General features: G+C 73.3%; 20 protein-coding genes. 12 read left to right on the top strand and 8 right to left on the bottom strand.

Features of this window, described 5'->3' with window-relative positions; translation table 11 throughout:
* Window positions 1-49: 49 nt before the first annotated feature.
* From AQJ64_RS11720 to AQJ64_RS49000, 4 genes are read left to right on the top strand one after another with little or no spacing between them, the layout of a single operon-like run.
* Window positions 50-1,204 (top strand): Gfo/Idh/MocA family protein, encoded by a 1,155-nt coding sequence (locus AQJ64_RS11720; RefSeq protein WP_099054093.1) that lies wholly within the window; start codon window positions 50-52, stop codon window positions 1,202-1,204.
* Window positions 1,201-2,130, top strand: a complete 930-nt coding sequence (locus AQJ64_RS11715) for a DUF6807 domain-containing protein (RefSeq protein ID WP_055637416.1) — start codon at window positions 1,201-1,203, stop codon at window positions 2,128-2,130. Before AQJ64_RS11720 ends, AQJ64_RS11715 begins: the two co-directional genes overlap by 4 nt.
* Window positions 2,124-2,831, top strand: coding sequence for a cupin domain-containing protein (locus tag AQJ64_RS11710; protein ID WP_055637417.1), 708 nt, complete (start codon window positions 2,124-2,126; stop codon window positions 2,829-2,831). The genes AQJ64_RS11715 and AQJ64_RS11710 overlap by 7 nt, the downstream gene beginning before the upstream one ends.
* Before the next feature lie 28 nt (window positions 2,832-2,859).
* Window positions 2,860-3,012 (top strand): hypothetical protein, encoded by a 153-nt coding sequence (locus tag AQJ64_RS49000; RefSeq protein ID WP_157881118.1) that lies wholly within the window; start codon window positions 2,860-2,862, stop codon window positions 3,010-3,012.
* A gap of 455 nt (window positions 3,013-3,467) precedes the next feature.
* On the opposite strand, the gene AQJ64_RS11705 is transcribed toward AQJ64_RS49000, so the two are convergent.
* The gene (locus AQJ64_RS11705) at window positions 3,468-3,947 is read right to left on the bottom strand and encodes a winged helix-turn-helix transcriptional regulator (protein WP_055637419.1); all 480 of its coding nucleotides are present in this window, start codon (window positions 3,945-3,947) and stop codon (window positions 3,468-3,470) included.
* A gap of 116 nt (window positions 3,948-4,063) precedes the next feature.
* Between AQJ64_RS11705 and AQJ64_RS11700 the strand changes: the two genes are divergently transcribed.
* A complete protein-coding gene (locus AQJ64_RS11700; protein ID WP_055637420.1) occupies window positions 4,064-5,233 on the top strand; it encodes a thiolase family protein in 1,170 nt (389 codons plus the stop codon).
* A 27-nt stretch (window positions 5,234-5,260) separates the two neighbouring features.
* Here AQJ64_RS11700 and AQJ64_RS11695 read toward each other — a convergent pair whose 3' ends face one another.
* Entirely contained in the window at window positions 5,261-6,043 is a 783-nt protein-coding gene (locus AQJ64_RS11695; protein WP_055637427.1) for a TVP38/TMEM64 family protein, read from the bottom strand.
* A gap of 49 nt (window positions 6,044-6,092) precedes the next feature.
* Here AQJ64_RS11695 and AQJ64_RS11690 point away from each other — a divergent pair, with 49 nt between their 5' ends.
* A complete protein-coding gene (locus AQJ64_RS11690) occupies window positions 6,093-6,821 on the top strand; it encodes a DNA alkylation repair protein (protein WP_055637421.1) in 729 nt (242 codons plus the stop codon).
* Here AQJ64_RS11690 and AQJ64_RS11685 read toward each other — a convergent pair.
* Window positions 6,818-7,201 (bottom strand): hypothetical protein, encoded by a 384-nt coding sequence (locus AQJ64_RS11685; RefSeq protein WP_162252549.1) that lies wholly within the window; start codon window positions 7,199-7,201, stop codon window positions 6,818-6,820. The genes AQJ64_RS11690 and AQJ64_RS11685 overlap by 4 nt on opposite strands.
* A gap of 184 nt (window positions 7,202-7,385) precedes the next feature.
* On the opposite strand from AQJ64_RS11685, the gene tuf reads away from it, so the two are divergent.
* Window positions 7,386-8,555: an elongation factor Tu gene (gene tuf, locus AQJ64_RS11680; RefSeq protein ID WP_055637423.1), complete on the top strand. Its 1,170-nt coding sequence runs from the start codon at window positions 7,386-7,388 to the stop codon at window positions 8,553-8,555.
* Window positions 8,556-8,722: 167 nt separating this feature from the next.
* Window positions 8,723-9,514 carry a spermidine synthase gene (locus tag AQJ64_RS11675; protein ID WP_055637428.1) on the top strand — a complete coding sequence of 264 codons (792 nt, stop codon included), beginning with the start codon at window positions 8,723-8,725 and terminating at the stop codon, window positions 9,512-9,514.
* Between the two features lie 11 nt (window positions 9,515-9,525).
* Here AQJ64_RS11675 and AQJ64_RS11670 read toward each other — a convergent pair whose 3' ends face one another.
* Both AQJ64_RS11670 and AQJ64_RS11665 read right to left on the bottom strand, forming a co-directional pair.
* Entirely contained in the window at window positions 9,526-10,830 is a 1,305-nt protein-coding gene (locus tag AQJ64_RS11670; RefSeq protein WP_055637424.1) for an MFS transporter, read from the bottom strand.
* A gap of 79 nt (window positions 10,831-10,909) precedes the next feature.
* Complete coding sequence (locus AQJ64_RS11665; RefSeq protein WP_055637425.1) at window positions 10,910-11,962, bottom strand: DUF8017 domain-containing protein; 1,053 nt, start codon at window positions 11,960-11,962, stop codon at window positions 10,910-10,912.
* Window positions 11,963-12,116: 154 nt separating this feature from the next.
* On the opposite strand from AQJ64_RS11665, the gene AQJ64_RS11660 reads away from it, so the two are divergent.
* Window positions 12,117-12,554 (top strand): DUF4442 domain-containing protein, encoded by a 438-nt coding sequence (locus tag AQJ64_RS11660; protein ID WP_055637426.1) that lies wholly within the window; start codon window positions 12,117-12,119, stop codon window positions 12,552-12,554.
* A 70-nt stretch (window positions 12,555-12,624) separates the two neighbouring features.
* On the opposite strand, the gene galU is transcribed toward AQJ64_RS11660, so the two are convergent.
* Window positions 12,625-13,605 carry a UTP--glucose-1-phosphate uridylyltransferase GalU gene (gene galU / locus AQJ64_RS11655; RefSeq protein WP_059202603.1) on the bottom strand — a complete coding sequence of 327 codons (981 nt, stop codon included), beginning with the start codon at window positions 13,603-13,605 and terminating at the stop codon, window positions 12,625-12,627.
* A 404-nt stretch (window positions 13,606-14,009) separates the two neighbouring features.
* Between galU and AQJ64_RS11650 the strand changes: the two genes are divergently transcribed.
* Complete coding sequence (locus tag AQJ64_RS11650) at window positions 14,010-15,776, top strand: RICIN domain-containing protein (protein ID WP_059202602.1); 1,767 nt, start codon at window positions 14,010-14,012, stop codon at window positions 15,774-15,776.
* A gap of 361 nt (window positions 15,777-16,137) precedes the next feature.
* Here the strand turns inward: AQJ64_RS11650 and AQJ64_RS11645 are convergent, their stop codons facing one another.
* Window positions 16,138-16,536: a hypothetical protein gene (locus AQJ64_RS11645; protein WP_059202601.1), complete on the bottom strand. Its 399-nt coding sequence runs from the start codon at window positions 16,534-16,536 to the stop codon at window positions 16,138-16,140.
* 214 nt (window positions 16,537-16,750) lie between these two features.
* Here AQJ64_RS11645 and AQJ64_RS11640 point away from each other — a divergent pair, with 214 nt between their 5' ends.
* Window positions 16,751-17,395 carry a DedA family protein gene (locus tag AQJ64_RS11640; protein ID WP_055638106.1) on the top strand — a complete coding sequence of 215 codons (645 nt, stop codon included), beginning with the start codon at window positions 16,751-16,753 and terminating at the stop codon, window positions 17,393-17,395.
* Between the two features lie 9 nt (window positions 17,396-17,404).
* On the opposite strand, the gene AQJ64_RS11635 is transcribed toward AQJ64_RS11640, so the two are convergent.
* Window positions 17,405-17,935, bottom strand: a complete 531-nt coding sequence (locus AQJ64_RS11635; protein WP_055638116.1) for a gamma carbonic anhydrase family protein — start codon at window positions 17,933-17,935, stop codon at window positions 17,405-17,407.
* A 132-nt stretch (window positions 17,936-18,067) separates the two neighbouring features.
* On the opposite strand from AQJ64_RS11635, the gene AQJ64_RS11630 reads away from it, so the two are divergent.
* Window positions 18,068-18,832, top strand: a complete 765-nt coding sequence (locus tag AQJ64_RS11630; RefSeq protein ID WP_055638107.1) for an acyltransferase — start codon at window positions 18,068-18,070, stop codon at window positions 18,830-18,832.
* Window positions 18,833-18,899 lie beyond the last annotated feature (67 nt).

Here is an 18,899-nt window from a genome sequence, read left to right as displayed (position 1 = left end):
CGCTCACCGGTCCTTCGGGCCGTACCTCGGAGGAGTGCTGATCACGCCCATGTCCCCCACCACACCGCTCTCCGGCCGTCCGGTCCGGGCCGCCGTCGTAGGGACCGGTGCCATCGGGCGCGGCTCCCATCTCTCGGCCCTCAAGCAGCTCGCCGCCGAGGGGGAGACCGAGGTGGTCGCGGCCGTTGACATCGATGCCGCGGCGGTCGAGGCGTTCTGCGCGGAGGGCGGGGTTCCGCACGCCTACACCGACCTGGAGCGGATGCTCGCCGAGCAGCGCCCCGACCTGGTGACCATCTGCACCCCGCCGACCCTGCACCGCGAGCAGAGCGTGGCCGCGCTGCGGGCCGGTGCCTGGGTGTGGTGCGAGAAGCCGCCGGTGCCCACCCTCGCCGACTACGACGCCGTACAGGCCGAGGAGGGCGCGGAGCACGGGCCGTACTCCTCGATCGTCTTCCAGCACCGGTTCGGCTCCGGCACCCGGCACGTGAAGCGGTTGCTCGCCGACGGCGCCCTCGGGCGGCCGCTCGTCGCGCACTGCCAGACCACCTGGTACCGCGACACCGCCTACTACGCCGTGCCCTGGCGGGGCCGCTGGCAGACCGAGGGCGGTGGTCCCGCGATGGGCCACGGGATCCACCAGATGGATCTGCTGCTCGACATCCTCGGGCCGTGGAGCGAGGTGCGCGCCATGGCCGGGCGGCTCGTCCACGACGTCGAGACCGAGGACGTGTCGACGGCCCTGCTCCGTTTCGAGAACGGCGCGATGGCGACGGTCGTCAACAGCGTGCTGAGCCCCGACGAGGTCAGCCGCATCCGTATCGACTGTGAGCGCGCCACCGTCGAGCTCACCCACCTCTACGGCCACTCCAACGCCGACTGGCGCATCACCCCGGCCCCCGACGCGACCGGCGACGAGGTGGCCGCCTGGCAGGACTTCGGCACGGACGTGCCCAGCTCGCACCTGGCGCAGCTGCGGGAGCTGGTCGCCAGCATGCGCGCCGGTGAGCGGCCGCGCAGCAGCGGCGCCGACGGGCGGACCAGCCTGGAGCTGATCACCTCGCTGTACAAGTCCGCCTTCACGGACACCACGGTTCGGCGCGGGGAGATCGGCCCCGGCGACCCGTACTACACCGCCCTGCACGGCGGCGCCCCCGGCTGGGCGCCCCGCACGGCCCCGGTGGACGTGGAGGTGCCCGCATGAGCGGCGACCTGCGTCTCGTCCACGCCCACGGCGACCGGATCACGGTGACCGACCCGGCCACCGGCGTCGAGCTGCTGGCCTACGTCTACCGGCCGGAGGCGGCCTGGGAGGCGTCCAGGCCGTACCTGCACCCGCTGCGCACCCTCGCGGGCGACGTCGTCACCGACTACCGGCCCAACGACCACCGCTGGCACAAGGGGCTGTCGCTGACGGCTTCGCACCTCTCCGGCGCGAACCTGTGGGGCGGCAATTCGTACATCCACGGCGAGGGGTACGTCGCGATCCCCGAGCGCGTCGGCTCGATGGCCCACGTCGGGTTCGACGAGGTGTCCGCCGGTGAGGGACGCGCCGTGATCGCCGAGCGACTGACCTGGCACCCGTACAGCGGAGAGCTGTGGGCCGAGGAGACCCGCCGGATCGAGATCCACGACGTGGACGCCGAGTCCGGGTCGTGGGCGCTGACCTGGACCAGCGCGATCACCAACCGGCGGGACGAGCCGCTGCGCTTCGGCAGCCCGACCACCGCCGGACGCGAGCTGGCCGGCTACACCGGCCTGTTCTGGCGCGGACCGCGCGCCTTCCGCGACGGCCGGATCATCGGCCCCGACGGCGAGGGCCCCGACCTCATGGCCTCGCAGAGCCCCTGGCTCGCCCTCTCCGGCGAGCACGACGGCACCGACGGCCACGCCACCGTCGTCTTCGCGCACGCCCCGGAGAACGACCACGCGGGCGCGCACGGCGGCCACCCCGCGCACTGGTTCGTCCGCAACGAGCCCTTCGCGGGCATCGCCCCGTCCTGGGCCTTCTTCGACGAGCTGGAACTCGCCCCGGGCGACACCCTCGCCCGCCGCTACCGCGTGGTCGTGGCCGACGGCGCCTGGGAGCGGGAGGAGATCGCCAAGTACCTGGAGACCCATCCGTGGTGAGCGCGTACGGCGGGCTGCCCGGCGGGGTCGCGCTGTCGCACCTGTGCGTGTACGACTGGCCCGCCGCCGACGGTCTGCACGGCGGCACCCCCCATATGCACCTGGCCTGTTCGGAGGGGTACGTCGTGACGGGCGGCCGGGGCGCGGTCCAGACGCTGACCGCGTCCGGGTACGAGGTCACGCCCCTCGCGCCCGGCACCGTCGCCTGGTTCACGCCGGGCACGATCCACCGGCTGGTCAACGAGGGCGATCTGCGCATCACCGTGCTGATGCAGAACAGCGGCCTCCCGGAGGCGGGCGACGCGGTCCTCACCCTGCCCCCGGAGTACCTGGCCGACCCGCAGGCGTACGCCGCCGCGACCACGGTCCCGGCCGACGCCCCCGAGGAGGAGCAGGCCCGGATCGCCCTGGCCCGGCGCGACCTCGCCCTGGAGGGGTACCGCGCGCTGCGGGAGGCCCCCGAGGGGCTGGCCGCCTTCCACGGGGCCGCCGCCGCGCTCGTACGGCCCCGGATCGACGAGTGGCGCGAACGCTGGCGGCGCGGTGCGCGGGCGGCGGCCGAGACCACGGGGGAGCAGCTCGACCGGCTGGCGCGGGGCGATGCCGCTCACCTCGCCGACGCCGTCGTGCGGGCCGAACAGCCCTCCTGGCACGGGAAGTTCGGGATGTGCGGGCGGTTGGACGTGTACTCGCAGGGCTGACGTCTTTTCGCCGGTGCGTCATCCGGCCATGACGCATCCCACGACCGACGGGGCGACGCTCGGCCACGCCTGCGGGCTCGCGGACGTGGTCACGGGGCGGTCGGCCGGCGACCGGGGCGACGCGGTCTCGCCGGCCGGGTTCATCGTGGGCGAGGCCGAGCCGGAGGACCGGCGCAGGTAGGAGGACGGGATCGGCGGTTCGCGCCTCCTGCTCGCCTGCGAGGGGGTGCCGTGCCCGCGGTGCGAGGCCTTCACCGAGGTCATGCCGGGGGAGTACCCGGACGACTGCGCGGCCGCGTTCCCTCCGGCGGACCCCGCCGCACTGACCGGCATCGGCGCGCGGCGGCACGCGATGGCCCTCCGGGCCGGCCAGGACGCCGTGGCCGGGTGGGTGACCCGCCTGTTCGGCCGGGGGACGTGCGCCGGGTGCGAGACGGTCTTCGACCTCGCGGACAGCGCCGCGCGGGTGTGCGGTCTGGTCCGGGAGCGCCGCGCGGGTGTGAGGTGGGGTCCGGGGGGGCGCCCGGGTCCGAGGCCTTCTCCGGAGGGCGGCGCCCGCCCTGGAGGCGCCGGAAAGCTTCAACCGGGCCGTGCGCGCGTTCTGCCACGCGCACGCGTGAACCGGTCGGCCGGACGCTAGGCCGCCGTCGGACCCGTCACCGTCCACCCCGGTGCCTGCGGATGGGCGGTGAGGTCCTCGTGGTGCACCACACCGCCGCAGGCCGTGCAGGTGACCACGGCGAGCAGTTCGTGGCCGCAGACGTGCTCGATCACCATCGGACGGCCGGTGTCCTTGCGGAGATGGCGGTCGCCCCAGGTCATCAGGGTCATCAGGATCGGCTCCAGTTCCAGCCCGGCCCGCGTGGGCCGGTACTCGAAGCGCTGCGGGCGTTCGCTGTAGGCCTGCTTGGTGAGGATCCCGGCGTCGACGAGCCGGCGCAGCCGGGTGGCCAGGACGTCGCGCGGGGCGCCGATGTTGCGGACCAGCTGGTCGAAGCGGCCGTTGCCCAGGCAGACCTCCCGCAGGACGAGCAGCGAGTACTTCTCGCCGACGAGGGCGAGGGCGTCCGCGATCGAGCAGGGGCGCGGTTCTCTGGAGCTCCGGGAGGCGGCCATGCCGATCAGTCTAGGGGAGGGTTGGAAAAGCGGACTCTGGTGAGTTGGTTTTTCAAACTCGCCGCGTTATGGTGAGTTCGGATTTCCTACTCACCGGTAGTCGCGGAGGCCCGCCCATGCGTGACGCAGTCGTCGTCGAAGCCGTACGCACCCCGATCGGCAAGGGCAAGCCGAACGGTTCCCTCGCGCACGTCCACCCCGTCGAACTCCTCGCCCACACCCTGCGCACCCTCGTCGAGCGCTCCGGAGTCGACCCCGCGCTGATCGACGACGTCATCGGCGGCACCGTCGACCAGGTCGGCGAGCAGGCCATGAACACCACCCGCTACGCCGCCCTCTCGGCGGGCTTCCCGGAGACGGTCCCCGCGACCACCGTGGACCGCCAGTGCGGCTCCTCCCAGCAGGCCGTGCACTTCGCGGCGCAGGGTGTGCTGGCCGGCGCCTACGACCTCGTCGTCGCCTGCGGGGTCGAGTCGATGAGCCGGGTGCCGATGTGGTCCAACGTGCCGCCCGGCAAGGACCCCTTCGGCCCCGGGATCGCCGAGCGTTACCCCGACGGACTGGTCCCGCAGGGCATCAGCGCCGAACTCATCGCCGCCAAGTGGTCGATCACCCGCGAGCAGATGGACACCTTCGCCGCGACCTCCCACCACCGGGCCGCCGACGCCTGGCAGCAGGGCCTCTTCGACGCCGAGGTCGCCCCCCTCGACGGCGTCGCGCGCGACGAGAGCGTACGGCCCGGCAGCACCCCGGAGATCCTCGCCGGACTCAGGCCGGCCTACCACGACCCGGTGTTCGCCGCCCGCTTCCCCCAGATCGAGTGGAACGTCACCGCGGGCAACGCCAGTCCCGTCAACGACGGCGCCTCCGCCGTGCTCATCACCTCCTCCGAGACCGCCGCCCGCCTCGGCCTGCGCCCGCTCGCCCGGCTGCACAGCTTCGCCGTCACCGGCTCCGACCCGCTGCTGATGCTCACCGGCGTGATCCCGGCGACCGACAAGGTGCTGCGCCGCGCCGGACTGCGCCTCGACGACATCGACCTGTTCGAGGTCAACGAGGCGTTCGCCAGTGTCGTCCTGGCCTGGCGTCAGGAGACCGGCGCCGACCTCGCCAAGGTCAACGTCCACGGCGGCGCGATCGCGCTCGGCCACCCGCTCGGCGCGAGCGGCACCCGTCTGACGACGACCCTCGTCCACGCGATGCGCGAGCGCGGCGCCCGCTACGCCCTGCAGACGATGTGCGAGGCGGGCGGGCTGGCCAACGCGATGATCCTGGAGTCGGTGTAAGGGCCCACCGGCGGCGCGGCTGGTGGGTTACCGGCGGCGCAGATGGTGGCGCTTGCGCCAGGCCACCACCGCGCCCGCCACCGTCGGCAGGGCGATCGAGGCCAGCGCGATCAGGAAGACCGGGGACGTCGGGGTGGAGGCCCGGGCCCCGGCGACGACGTAGGCGGCCGTGTTCGGGATCGAGCCCAGCGCGGTCGCGACCAGGTACGGCGTCCAGCGCATCCGGGAGACGGCCGCGGCGTAGTTCACGCCCCAGAACGGCAGCCCCGGGAACAGCCGCGCCCCCAGCATCGACCGCATCCCGTGCCGGCTCAGCTGACCGTCCGCCGCCCTCAGCAGCCGGCCGCGCAGCAGGGGCCGTAGCGCGTCCTGACCGAGCACCCGGCCGAGGCCGAAGGCGAGCCCGGCGCCCAGCACGGTGCCCGCCAGGGCCGTACCGAGCCCGACGGCCGAGCCGAACACCGCCCCCGCCGCCAGGTTCAGCAGCGGCCGGGGCACGAACGCGACCGTGCACAGCCCGTACGCCGCCGCGAACACCACGGCGGCCGTCACCCCGCCCACCTGCGGCGGCCAGCCGTCCGCGAGGAGTCTCTGCGGCTCGAACAGCAGCACGCTCGAACCGGCCAGCGCGAGGAGCGCGACGAGCAGCGAGAACCGCGACCAGGGCGACAGCAGCACTCTGCCGAGGCGCGCCAGGGGACGGGCGGGCGCGGTGGGGGTGACGAGGGGCACGGGAAGCAGGAGCTCCGTGGCGGCGGCCCGGGGAGTGGCCGCGGCGGTGCCCCCAGAGCGGGTGGTGGCATCGAGCATCCCGCGACAGTAACCGACGGACATGTGTGATCGCCGTATGGTTCGTCTCATGACCGTCACCGGCGCGGGCACCACGGACGTACCGCGCAGCGCCCTCGCCGACACCGTGCTGGAACGCCTCACCGCCGTGTACGCGGGCGCGGCCGACCCCGCCCGGGCCGCCGCCATGCGGGCGTACATGAAGGACGTGGCCCCCTTCCTGGGCCTGCCCACCCCCGAGCGCCGCGCCCTGTCCCGGACCGTCCTCGCCGGCACGCCCCGGCCCGCCGAGGCCGACTGCACGGCCGTCGCCCTGCGCTGCTGGGCCCTGCCGGAGCGCGAGTACCACTACTTCGCCGTCGACTATCTGCGCCGGCACGCCGGACGCTGCTCGTCGGCGTTCCTCCCCGTGGCCCACCGGCTGATCACCACGACCTCCTGGTGGGACACGGTCGACCTGCTCGCCGCGCATGTCGTCGGCGCCCTCGTCGAGGCCGACCCCCGGCTCACCGCCACCATGGACGACTGGATCGCCGACGACGACCTCTGGGTCGCCCGCACGGCCCTGCTCCACCAGCTCCGCTACAAGGACCGCACCGACACCGAACGCCTCTTCGCCTACTGCCTGCGCCAGTCCGGCCACCCGGACTTCTTCATCCGCAAGGCGATCGGCTGGTGCCTGCGCGAGTACGCCAAGACCGACCCGGCGGCCGTCCGCGCCTTCCTCGCCCGCGAGCGCGGCCGGTTCGCGCCGCTGACGGTCCGTGAGGCGCTCAAGAACATCGGCGCCATGGGCTAGTCCTGGTGCCGGAGGGTGCCGCGCCGGGTCTCCGTGAGGTGGATGTCGACGAACCGGGCGAGGGTCGGCCCTCCTGCGGACCGGAGGAAACAGACGTCCGGACCGGCACGGGCCGCGCGGGCGGTCAGCGCGAGCGGCCGGTCGCGCGCCCCGCGCCGTGCTGTCCGCCGCTGCGGAACGACGCGCACCGCCTGGAGGACGGCGGCCCGCAGGATCAACTCGTCCGCCTGCGCCCGTACTTCCTCGGCAGCCGTTCCCACCACTCGGCCGCGGCGAGCCCGCTCCCCGCAACCGCACCCCTCTCCCCCGCCCGAAAACCATTCGACGCCGAACGAACCATCGGCGAGGATCGGCACCATGTTCCGGTACGCCTTCGTCATCACAGCATCCGCCGTCGCGGATGCCCCGAAGGCTGCCGTCCCGCCGTACCCGGCCGTTTTCGACGGCGCCCGAAGCTGACCCTCCCCGGATCGTCCGGCGGACCCCGCAGGGGGAGGGTCGGCCGGTTCCCGGGGTCCCCTCTCCCATCGGAGATCTTCCACGCAGACGCTTCGAGGTACCGCCATGCCCAAGACCGCGTACGTACGCACCAAGCCGCATCTCAACATCGGCACCATGGGCCACGTCGACCACGGCAAGACCACCCTGACCGCCGCCATCACCAAGGTCCTCGCCGACCGCGGCGCCGGCACCTTCGTGCCCTTCGACCGCATCGACCGCGCCCCCGAGGAGGCCGCCCGCGGCATCACCATCAACATCGCGCACGTCGAGTACGAGACCGACACCCGCCACTACGCGCACGTCGACATGCCGGGCCACGCCGACTACGTCAAGAACATGGTCACCGGCGCCGCACAGCTCGACGGGGCGATCCTCGTCGTCTCCGCGCTCGACGGGATCATGCCGCAGACCGCCGAACACGTGCTGCTCGCCCGGCAGGTGGGCGTCGACCACATCGTCGTCGCGCTGACGATGGCCGACCGGGCCGACGACGAACTGGCCGAACTCGTCGAGCTGGAGGTCCGCGACCTGCTCACCGCCCACGGCTACGGCGGTGACGCCGCACCCGTCGTACGGGTGTCGGGGCTGAAGGCCCTGGAGGGCGACCCGCGCTGGACGGCGTCGGTCGACGCGCTGCTCGACGCGGTGGACACGTATGTGCCGATGCCGGAGCGGTATCTGGACGCGCCGTTCCTGCTGTCCGTGGAGAACGTGCTCACCATCACCGGGCGGGGGACCGTCGTCACCGGTGCGGTCGAGCGGGGGACCCTCCGCCTCGGGGACCCGGTCCAGGTACTCGGCGCCGGCGTGGAGACCGTGGTGACCGGGATCGAGACCTTCGGCAAGCCGATGGAGGAGGCCCAGGCCGGCGACAGCGTGGCGCTGTTGCTGCGGGGCGTGCCCCGGGACGCCGTCCGACGGGGCCATGTCGTGGCGGCGCCGGGGAGTGTCGTCCCGCGCCGGCGGTTCTCCGCGCAGGTGTACGTCCTGTCGGCGCGCGAGGGCGGTCGTACGAGCGCGATTTCCACCGGGTACCGGCCGCAGTTCTACATCCGTACGGCGGACGTCGTCGGGGACGTGGACCTGGGGGAGGCGGCGGTGGCGCGGCCCGGGGAGCGGGTGGCGATGACCGTCGAGCTGGGGCGGGACGTGCCGTTGGAGGCCGGGCTCGGGTTCGCGATCCGGGAAGGCGGGCGGACCGTGGGGGCGGGGACCGTGACGTCCGTTCTGTGAGGGGGGCTGAGGTGGGTGGCTGATGCGGGTGGGAGACTGCCCGGCCGGTTCGTGGCCGGTCGCGCAGTGCCCCGCGCCCGTTCGGGGGCACGCTGCCCACCAGGCACAATGAACAGGTGGAGTCCATACCCGTCAGCCGCGTCGTCGACCACGGCACCGCCAAGCTCATGCCCGATGTCGACCGGGAGCGGGCCTGGCTGCTGACGGTCGACGGGGCGCCGCAGTCGTACGTCGATCTCGACGAGCCGGAGCACCTGGAGTTCGAGTACGCGCGGCGGCTCGGCCATGTGCTCGACGTCGTGGCGGAGCCCGGACGGCCCCTGGACGTGCTGCACCTCGGGGGCGGGGCGCTCACCCTGCCCCGGTACGTGGCCGCCACCCGGCCGGGGTCCCGGCAGGACGTCGTCGAGGCCGACCGGGGGCTGCTGGAACTGGTCGTCGAGCAGCTGCCGCTGCCGGCCGGATCCGGTGTCGCACTGCACCCGGCCGACGCCCGCGCCTGGCTGGAGGCGGCGCCCGCGGACTCGGCCGATGTGCTGGTGGCGGACGTCTTCGGCGGCTCCCGGGTCCCCGCGCACCTGACCTCCCTGGCCTACGCCCGGGAGGCCGGCCGGGTCCTGCGCGGCGACGGCGTCTACCTCGCCAACCTCGCCGACGCGGCGCCCTTCGGCTTCCTGCGCTCCCAACTGGCCACCTTGGCGGCCGTGTTCGAGGAGCTCGTACTCATCGCCGAGCCGGCCGTGCTGCGGGGCCGCCGGTTCGGCAACGCGGTCCTCGTCGCCGCGCACCACCCCGTCGACGTGACCGCGCTGGCCCGCCGCACCGCCTCGGACGCGTTCCCGGCCCGGGTGGAGCACGGCCCCGGAGTACGTCGGTTCATCGGCGACGCGCGTCCGGTCCGGGACGAGGACGCCGTACCGTCCCCCGAGCCACCGGACGGGGCGTTCGGCATCGGCTGAGACGGCCGGCCTCAGCGCACCGCACTCCGGCCGCCCTCCGGTTCGCTGTCCACGGCCGCGCTCCCACCCGTCACCGGCCTCGTACCCCGTCGGGTCAGGTTCCGTACGTCCGGCACGCACAGGACCGCCGCCGTGACCACGACGACCAGAGCGGCGCACCCCCACAGCGCGGCCGTGCGGCCGAAGGCGGACTCGGCCGGGCCCGCGAGCGCCGTCGCGACCGGAACCATCGCCACCGAGCCGAACCAGTCGTAGGCACAGACGCGGGAGAGCCTGTCCTCGGGGATCTCCTGGTGCAGCGAGGTCATCCAGGACACCCCGAACACCTCCAGCGTCACCCCGGTCGTGAACATCACCGCGCACAGGGCGCCGATCGGCACCGGTACGGCGAGGGCCGCGGAGGGGAGGGCCAGGGGGAAGACGCAGAGGGTGCCGACGAGGAGGAGGCGGTGGGGTTTCCAGCGGGTCATCAGGAAGGCGCCGACCACCGTGCCGGCGCCGAAGAAGCCCAGGGCCAGTCCCCAGGGGCCCGCTCCGCCCAGGTGGTCGCGGGCGACGAGGGGGCCGTAGACCGAGTCCGCCGCGGCCACGACGGCGTTCGCGAGGGAGAACTGCAGGACGATGCCCCACAGCCAGGGCCGGCTCCTGAACTCCTGCCAGCCCTCCCGCAGGTCGGCGAGCATCCCGCCGCCCGCTTCGCGCGCGGGAAGGTCCCGTACGTCGAGGAGGGAGCGCAGGGAGCCCGCGAGCGCGAAGGCGGCCGCGTCCGCCGCGAGGACCCAGCCGGGGCCGATCACGGCGACCAGCGCGCCGCCGAGGGCGGCGCCGCCGAGGCCCGCGCCCTGCATCGCCATACGGAACACCGCGAACGCCCGCCCGGCCTGTTCGCCCCGGACGGAGGAGAGCAGCATGCCCTCGGCCGCCGGTGAGAAGAACGCCTGGCCGGTGCCGCCCAGCGCGGTCAGCAGCATCATCTGCCAGAGCCGGGGCTCGCCGAGCAGCACGAGGGCCGCGAAGGCGCCCTGCGAGAGACAGTTCAGGGCGTTGGCGGCGACCATCACCCGGTGCCGGGGCAGCCGGTCGGCGACCGCGCCGCCGATCAGCAGGAACAGCACCAGCGGCAGGGTGCGGGCGGCGGCCACCAGCCCCACGTCACCGCCGTCGCCGCCCGACCCCAGGACGGCGAACGCGGCGGCGACGAGCGCGCCGTGGCTGCCCAGGTTCGTCACGAACGCGGCGGCGGTCAGCAGGCTGTAGTTGCGGCCCGCCCAGGCGGGTTTGCGCAGGCGGCGGGGGGTGTCGGCGGATGGGGTCACCGGCCGACTATCCCCGCCCGGCCCCCGGTACGCCAAACGGATTACCCGTCGGAGACACCCCGGGGGTCCGGCCGCCCGCTCAGTTCGCCGTGGGCTCCCCGTGCCAGCGCACGGTGCTCAGGATCTGCATGACCGTCGCCTTCGGGACCTCGTCCTTGACCCCCTTGGCCCCGAACCAGTTCCACGACACGTAGTCGCCCTTGGAGTTCTTGAAACCGAACGTGATCGCCTTGCCGTCGCTGTCGCACTTGCCCTTCTGGGGCGTGTTCGACGACTGGGCCCAGGCGTAGCTGCCCTCGATGCCGGAGGCGGTGGTGAACGGGGTCGCCTTCTCGTCGAAGGTGAGGCTCTTCTTGTCCGGCTCGGTGTAGCCGCCGAAGACCCACCACGCCGGGGTGTTGACGGCGATCTCGTCGGTGTTCTTGGCGCCCTCGGCGCCCTTGGTGCCGACCATCGCCAGCGCCGTGTAGTCGGTCTTGCCGTCCTTGTCGCTGTCCGTGCCGCACCACTTGGACTTGTACTCGGCCACCCCCGACATCAGGATCGAGCCGTAGCCGCTGGGCTCCTTCTTGTCCTCCCACTCGAAGCCGCGGCCGACACCCGGCTTCTCGACCTCCCAGTCCGCGGGCACGTCGAAGGCGAGGCCCCACTTCGGGTTCACCACGACCTTCCAGCCCGGGACGGTCGCCTTCTCCTCCTCGTTGTCACGAGGGTTGTCGTCGGTGCCGGCGGACACGGAGGGGGAGGCGGACGCGGACGCCGAGGGGCTCGCGCTGCCCTTGGCCACATCGCCCTTGCCGTCGTCCTTGGCGCCCAGCACCAGATAGCCGGTGACACCGGCGGCGACGACCACGGCCGTGGCGGCGATGATCGCGACCAGCTTCGTGCGGTCGCCGCCGCCCCCGCCGCCCCCGGGTGCGGGCTGAGGTCCGCCGACGGCCGTCGGGGCGCCCCACTGGGGTTGCTGCCCGTAGGGGTTGGGCTGCGGGGGGCCGGGCTGCCCCGGCTGCCCGGTCTGCTGGTAGCCGGGCTGCTGGTAAGGATTCGGCTGCTGGTATCCCGGCTGCTGGTACGGATTGTTCTGCGCCTGCGGGTTCTGCTCTCCCCCGGGCGGCTGATTTCCTGGCCACATGGCCTGAAACCCTAGTGCCGTCCGGGACACGGTGTGGTCACCGCCCGTCAACGGGGCCGTACCGCATCAGGAGCCGGTCGGCTCGACCCCGCTCGCGCCGGCCCTGGTCAGTTAGGCTACTCATGGGTAACATCGCGGCATGAGCGCAGACCAGATGTCCATCGGCGAGATGCTCGCCGCCACCGTGCCCATGGCCCGGACCCTCAACCTGGAGTTCGTGGAGACCGGCCGGGACCGGGCCGTGGTCGCCCTGCCGGACCAGGGTGACTTCCACAACCACGTGGGCGGTCCGCACGCCGGTGCGATGTTCACGCTCGGCGAGTCCGCCAGCGGTGCGATCGTGCTGGCCGCGTTCGGGGACCAGCTCTCGCGCGCCGTGCCGCTCGCCGTCCGCGCCGAGATCGCCTACCGCAAGCTCGCGATGGGCGCGGTCACCGCCACCGCGACCCTGGGCCGCCCGGCCGCCGAGGTCGTCGCCGAGCTGGACGCGGGGGAGCGCCCCGAGTTCCCGGTGGCCATCGAGATCCGGCGCGCCGACGGTGCGGTCACCGGCGAGATGACCGTCGTATGGACCCTGCGTCCCAACGGCTGAGCGGTGCGGACCGGTGGTCGGCTGCCGAGGTCGCCGAGGTCGTAGAGGTTGCCGAGGTCGTAGAGCCGGCTCAGGCCGCCAGCCGCTCCCTGCCGGAGCCGCCCTTGCCGTCCCGGCCGTCCCCGTTGCCCGCGCCCTTCGCGCCCGTCGCGCCGGTCTCCAGGTCCGCCACGAACTCCTTCAGCCAGGCTGTGAACTCCGGTCCCAGGTCGGGCCGGTCGCAGGCCAGCCGGACCACCGTGCGCAGGTAGTCGGCCTTGTCGCCGGTGTCGTAGCGGCGGCCGGAGAAGACCACGCCGTGCACCGTGCCGTCCGCGGCGAGTTCCTGGAGCGCGTCGGTGAGCTGGATCTCGCCGCCGCGCCCGGGCTCGGTGCGCTCCAGGACGTCGAAGACCGCCGGGTCGAGGACATAGCGCCCGATGACCGCGTACCGGCTCGGCGCCGCCTCCCGCGAGGGCTTCTCCACCAGTCCCGTGACCCGTACGACGCCGTCCTCGCCGGACGGTTCGACCGCCGCGCAGCCGTAGAGGTGTACCTGCTCCGGCGGGACCTCCATGAGGGCGACGACACTGCCCGCGTACCGGTCGCGGACCTCCAGCATCCGGCTGAGCAGGGTCTCGCGCGGGTCGATGAGGTCGTCGCCGAGAAGGACGGCGAAGGGCTGGTCGCCGACATGGTGGCGGGCGCACAGCACCGCGTGGCCGAGGCCGAGCGGGTCGCCCTGCCGGATGTGGTGGATGTCGGCGAGCCGGGCCGGGTCGCGCACGGCGTCCAGCCGGACGGTGTCGCCCTTGGCGGCCAGGGCCTGCTCCAGCTCGAAGGCATGGTCGAAGTGGTCCTCGATGGCCCGCTTGTGGCGGCCGGTGACCATCAGGACGTCGTCCAGACCGGCCGCGGCGGCCTCCTCGACGACGTACTGGATGGCCGGCTTGTCGACGACCGGGAGCATCTCCTTCGGGGTCGCCTTCGTCGCGGGCAGGAAGCGGGTGCCGAGGCCCGCCGCCGGGACGACCGCCTTGCGGACCGTGGGTGCGGAGTGGGGGGTACTCATGACGATCAGGGTGGACGAAGGGGATGGGAGAACCCCGGGAGTCCCCTGGGAGATTCCTGTGCGGCGTTCGGTACCGGCCGGGAATCGGCTCTCGTCGAGAAGTTGAAGATTCCGTGTGGCAACAGCCTTTGCACGTTCACAAGTTGAGCCGGACCGTCCGGGACGGATGTCGAATGCGGGTACGGATACCGGCGGTAACTTTTCTGGAATTCCCTCGCTTTGAACTGTGGTCGATCGAACTCCTTGTTTCCCGTGAGACGTGTGTGCGAAGGTGAGCCTCCCCTTACGCGGACCGAATCGGTTCCCCCACCCGGCCGGTCCGAAGGTACGCACCAATCAGGCACCTGCTTTCCGGCGGCCGCACTATTCGCGGGCGGTCCGTCGGCTTGGAAGGAATTGGTTCCGTGCAATCCCCGAACCCCCCGCGACCCCCCTACCCGCCCCGCCCCGGCTGGCCTCCCGGCGATTCCGACCCCCATCTCGCGTCCCGGCTGGCCCGGGGCGACACCGGCCGTGCGGTCGCCCTGCTGCTCGCCCGCCACTGGCGGGCCACCCACGACTACGCGGCCGTCTGCCTGGCCGACTCCGGGGAATCGGCGCGGCTGGTGGCCGCCGCCGCGTTCCACACGGTGTTCGGCCGGCTCGCCAAGGGGCACAGCGGCGGCGCGCTGCGGCCCCAACTCCTCGTCGCCGTGCGGAACACGGTCCGGGAATGGGCCGGGACCGAAGGACTCGCCGCCGTCCTGCCGGAGTTGCGCAAAACCGTCGGCGGCCGCGGACTGCGCGCCGTCCGGCCGGTCACCCCCGAAAGGCGGCAACTCGCCGAACGTGCTTTCTCCTTGCTTCCCGCCGCCTCCCAATGCCTGTTGTGGCACGCCGAGGTGGAAGCGGAACCCCTATCCGTACCGGCCGGTCTGCTGGGCGTCGACGATCTCACCGCGACGGCCGGACTGGAACAGGCACGCGAGCAATTCCGGGCGGGCTGTGTCCGCGCCCACCGGGAACTCGCGCCCACCGCCGAATGCCGTTTCTACAACCGTCTCCTCGACGTTCCCCTGCGTCGCGGGGGAACGCTGCTGCCCGATGTCCGCCGGCATCTCGCGCAGTGCCGCTACTGCCGGCACGCCGCCGAACAGCTCAGCCACTTCGACGGCGGACTGGACACCCTGCTCGCCGAGACCGTGCTCTCCTGGGGCGCGCACCGCTATCTCGACTCGCGCCCCGCCCGTCTCGCGTCCGGCGCCCGTCCGTCCCGGCCGACCGCTGCGGCCCGCCCGACGGGCCGGCATCGCGTCGTGCCGAACGGCCTGCTCGATCTGCCGGGCCGGCGTCCCAAGGCCGTCCTCGTCGGCCTCACCTCCCTCGCCCTGCTGGCGACCGTCCTCGTGGCCAAGAGCTGGTCCGACGACAACGGTGTCCCCGGGCCCCGGGCCACCTGGGGCGCCCCGGCCGGCGGCACCGGCACGCCGGGCACCGGCACGCCGGGCACCGGCACGCCGGGCACCGGCACGCCGGGCACCGGCACCCCGGGCGTCCGCACCCCCGGCGACGAGGAACCCTCGTCCTCCGGCTCCCCTCCGGCCGCCTCCGCCGCCCGCTCCGCCGCGCCCGCCCACGGCCGGCTGCGCAGCCCGGCGACGGGACACTGCCTCGACGTCGCGGGCGGCAGGGCCGAGTCCGGTGCGGCGGCCGTGCTGGCGGTCTGCTCCTCGGCCGCCTCCCAGCAGTGGTCGTACCAGGACGACGGGCCGCTGCGCGGCGCCGCCGCCCCGGCGCTCTGCCTGGCCGCCGACCCCGGCCACGCGTCGGTCGCGCCGGCCGGCTGTGCGGTCCACTCCGGCGAGGTCTTCTTCGACCTGACCGCGCGCGGTGAACTCCTGCTGCGCCGCGACGGCGGCCTGCTCGTCGCCCCCGGCACCGGGAAGGCCGGCGCGAAGGCCGTCGTCGCGCAGCGGGACGGCTCGACGGGGCAGCGGTGGGAGTTCGAGGCGGCGGTTTCCGGGGCGGGGGCGACGCCGCGGCCGCCGGCACCCCAGGCCGACCCGCCGCTCTCCCGCGACACGGGGCCGACGCCTCCCGCACCGCGCGGTGCCGCGCCGGTCGCGCCCCCGGCCGACGCCACCCGCGGGGGAGTTCGAGAAGAAGGCCGCCCAGGTCGACTGCTGCGGTGACCATGAGCCGCCGCGGCTGCCGGAGCTCGCCGCGCCGGTGCCGGTGCGGTGACGGCGGCGGTGCCGAGGCCGGTCGGGCTGCCGCACCCTGTCGGGCCACCGCACCCTGTCGGACCACTGCACGCCGTCCGGTCGGCGCAGGTCCGGGCAGGGGCGACGGTGTCGCACAGGTGACGACGGCAGTCGCCCACAGGGGGCCCACTGGGGGCCGCTGACACCGTCGTCCTTGACACGTCCTCTTCGACGGCGATGCCCTGGCCCGCGCGGACCGGCGGGACTGCGCGGAGGGCGTCCGCACCGGCCACCGTCCGTCTCGACCGCCGCAGATCCACCCTCGTACGCGTCGGGAGCTGAGCGAGGGCTAGGAGGCGCAGACATCCCTCAGTTCGGCGGACGCCTTGTCCACCGCGGACGAGTCCGGGGTGCGGCCGTCGAGGATGTCGCGGTTGTAGTCCTCGATCGCCCGGTTGAGCTTGTCCACCGCCTTGTCGACCTTGCCGTCGTCCGACCTGTCGTTGATCTTGTCGAGGTTCTTCTCGATGGTGGCGAGGGAGTCCTCCGTCTTCGAGGGGTCCTCGATCGCGTCCGCGCCCGCCTTGTTGATCGCCGTGATGCTGTCCGTGATGTCGTCGGCGTTCGACAGGCAGTCGACCGTGTCACCGAACTCGCAGCCGGTGAGCAGGCCGGTGGTCAGCGCGAGGGCTGCGACGGCGGAGGCGATGACGGCGGTACGGCGGCGGGGCGGGCGGGTCATGGGCATGGGAGGGGTCCCTTCTTCACTGCGCGGATCGCGTTGGTGTCCTCACCGACCACGATCACGTGCGCGGGGCGCCGTCACGAGGGGCCCTGCTCCCCGGTCCGTGGTGGAGCCCGCTCCACCACGGGCCCGGCCGGGCCGGGGCGAACCGGTAGGCTTCCCGGCAGCAGGCGATGTTCAAGAATGTCAAAAGGAATGTCGAAGGGGAGGCCCGCCGGTGCACGTCCAGGAGTGGCTCGACACGGTGCCCGCGGCGGCCGTCTACGCCGTGGTCGGTCTGGTCATCGGGCTGGAGAGCCTCGGCATCCCGTTGCCCGGCGAGATCATCCTGGTCTCGGCCGCGCTGCTCTCGTCCCAGCACGCGGGTGTCAACCCCGTCGTGCTCGGCGCGGTCGCCTCCGCCGGTGCGGTGATCGGCGACTCCATCGGCTATGCCATCGGCCGCAAGGGCGGACGCCCGCTGCTCGCCTGGCTGGGCAGGAAGTTCCCGAAGCACTTCGGCGAGGGGCACATCGCCACCGCCGAGCGGTCCTTCGAGAAGTGGGGCATGTGGGCCGTGTTCTTCGGCCGTTTCATCGCGCTGCTGCGGATCTTCGCCGGGCCGCTCGCGGGTGTGCTGCACATGCCGTACTGGAAGTTCCTCATCGCCAATGTGCTGGGCGGGATCGTCTGGGCGGGCGGAACCACGGCCGTCATCTACTACGTGGGCGTGGTCGCGGAGTCCTGGCTGAAGAGGTTCTCGTACCTGGGGCTGGTGGCGGCCGTCCTGATCGGGCTCACCTCGTTCCTGGTCATCAAGCGCAAGGCCAAGAAGGCACAGGCGGCACAGCAGGAAGCGGAACCGGTTCCTGCCGGGGAGTGAGCCGCGCCCTCACTCATGAACCTCCTTGTGGGCCTTGGCCAGGTCCGCGTACAGGGTGCCGTTCAACGTCACGCCCTGCCGCTCCTCCTCCGTCAGTTCGCGCTTGACCTTCGCCGGGACGCCCGCCACCAGGGAGCCCGGGGGGACCTCCATCCCCTGGGGGACCAGGGCCTGTGCCGCGATCAGGGAACCCGCTCCGATCACCGCGCCGTTGAGGACCGTCGCGCCCATGCCGATCAGGCAGTCGTCGCCGACGGTCGCGCCGTGGACGACCGCGTTGTGGCCGACGGACACCCGCTCGCCGACCGTCACGGGGAAGCCGGGGTCCGCGTGCAGGGTCACGTTGTCCTGGATGTTGGCGTCACGGCGGACGGTGATCCGCTCGACGTCCCCGCGCACGACCGCCCCGTACCAGACGCTCGCCCCCGCCTCCAGCGTCACGTCCCCGACAACCGAGGCCGTCGGCGCCACGAACGCCTCCGCGTCGACCTTCGGTTCCCTGCCGCCGATGCCCACGATCAGCGCCTTGTGCGTCGTCACCGTCACCGTCTCCTCACGCCTCTTGCCTCATGCCCATGTCCTTGTGTCCGTCGTACCGTACGCCAGCCGGTGGGGCGAAGATCACAGGCCCGGGGCCGTATCCCGGTAGGGCGCGCTGAGTACGGTGAGCGGGTGCCGAAGCGCAAGAACACGTTCTCATCCTGGCGGGGCCGCCTCCTGCAGCGCGCCGTCCACGCGGGCTGGGCGTGGGTGCAGCGCACCGGCTCCGTGACCGCCGAGCGTCCCGGCAGGCTGCGCTTCGGCTCGATCGGCCCGGCGACCCGGCTCGCCTTCCCGCTCGGCACGGTCTTCGGCGAACCCTGGATCCACATGGGCTCGCACTGCATCGTCGGCGAGCAGGTCACCCTGACGGCCGGTCTGATGCCCGACCTCGACCTCGGACCCGACCCGATCCTGCGCATCGGCGACGGTGTCGTCCTCGGCCGCGGCAGCCATGTCATCGCCGACACGACGGTCACCATCGGCAGCGACTGCTACTTCGGACCGTACGTCTATGTGACGTCCACCAATCATTCCTACGACGACCCGCACGAGCCCATCGGCAAGCAGTGGCCGCGCATGGAGCCGGTGCGGATCGGGCCCGGCTGCTGGATCGGCACCGGAGCGGTGATCCTGCCGGGGGCGCGGATCGGGCGGAACGTCGTCGTCGCGGCGGGGGCCGTGGTGCGCGGGACCGTGCCCGACCACGCCGTCGTCGCGGGCGCGCCCGCCAAGGTCGTACGACGCTGGACTCCCGCCGAGGGCTGGCAGCCGCCGCTGCGGACGCCCGCGCCGGTCCCGATCCCGGACGGGGTCACCTCGGACCAGCTGGTCGCGCTGTCGGAACTGGACGAGGAGACGGTGGAGCGGCTCGCGCGGCTGGAGCCCGAGGGCTGACTCAGCCGGTCGCCGGCAGCAGGGTGCCCAGCAGGGCCAGTCCCGCGCCGGCCGCCTGGACCGCGCG

Source organism: Streptomyces griseoruber (assembly GCF_001514205.1).
GTDB lineage: Bacteria > Actinomycetota > Actinomycetes > Streptomycetales > Streptomycetaceae > Streptomyces > Streptomyces griseoruber.
The sequence above is the reverse complement of the archived record's forward strand: the minus strand, read 5'-3'. Positions and strand labels throughout refer to the sequence as shown.

Bases quoted from the DNA above. Each gene is read 5' to 3' on its own strand.
- AQJ64_RS11720 (WP_099054093.1), top strand. From the start codon at position 50: ATGTCCCCCACCACACCGCTCTCCGGCCGTCCGGTCCGGGCCGCCGTC.
- AQJ64_RS11715 (WP_055637416.1), top strand. From the start codon at position 1,201: ATGAGCGGCGACCTGCGTCTCGTCCACGCCCACGGCGACCGGATCACG.
- AQJ64_RS49000 (WP_157881118.1), top strand. From the start codon at position 2,860: ATGACGCATCCCACGACCGACGGGGCGACGCTCGGCCACGCCTGCGGG.
- AQJ64_RS11705 (WP_055637419.1), bottom strand. From the start codon at position 3,947: ATGGCCGCCTCCCGGAGCTCCAGAGAACCGCGCCCCTGCTCGATCGCG.
- AQJ64_RS11700 (WP_055637420.1), top strand. From the start codon at position 4,064: ATGCGTGACGCAGTCGTCGTCGAAGCCGTACGCACCCCGATCGGCAAG.
- AQJ64_RS11695 (WP_055637427.1), bottom strand. From the start codon at position 6,043: ATGCTCGATGCCACCACCCGCTCTGGGGGCACCGCCGCGGCCACTCCC.
- AQJ64_RS11690 (WP_055637421.1), top strand. From the start codon at position 6,093: ATGACCGTCACCGGCGCGGGCACCACGGACGTACCGCGCAGCGCCCTC.
- AQJ64_RS11685 (WP_162252549.1), bottom strand. From the start codon at position 7,201: ATGACGAAGGCGTACCGGAACATGGTGCCGATCCTCGCCGATGGTTCG.
- tuf (WP_055637423.1), top strand. From the start codon at position 7,386: ATGCCCAAGACCGCGTACGTACGCACCAAGCCGCATCTCAACATCGGC.
- AQJ64_RS11675 (WP_055637428.1), top strand. From the start codon at position 8,723: ATGCCCGATGTCGACCGGGAGCGGGCCTGGCTGCTGACGGTCGACGGG.
- AQJ64_RS11665 (WP_055637425.1), bottom strand. From the start codon at position 11,962: ATGTGGCCAGGAAATCAGCCGCCCGGGGGAGAGCAGAACCCGCAGGCG.
- AQJ64_RS11660 (WP_055637426.1), top strand. From the start codon at position 12,117: ATGTCCATCGGCGAGATGCTCGCCGCCACCGTGCCCATGGCCCGGACC.
- galU (WP_059202603.1), bottom strand. From the start codon at position 13,605: ATGAGTACCCCCCACTCCGCACCCACGGTCCGCAAGGCGGTCGTCCCG.
- AQJ64_RS11645 (WP_059202601.1), bottom strand. From the start codon at position 16,536: ATGCCCATGACCCGCCCGCCCCGCCGCCGTACCGCCGTCATCGCCTCC.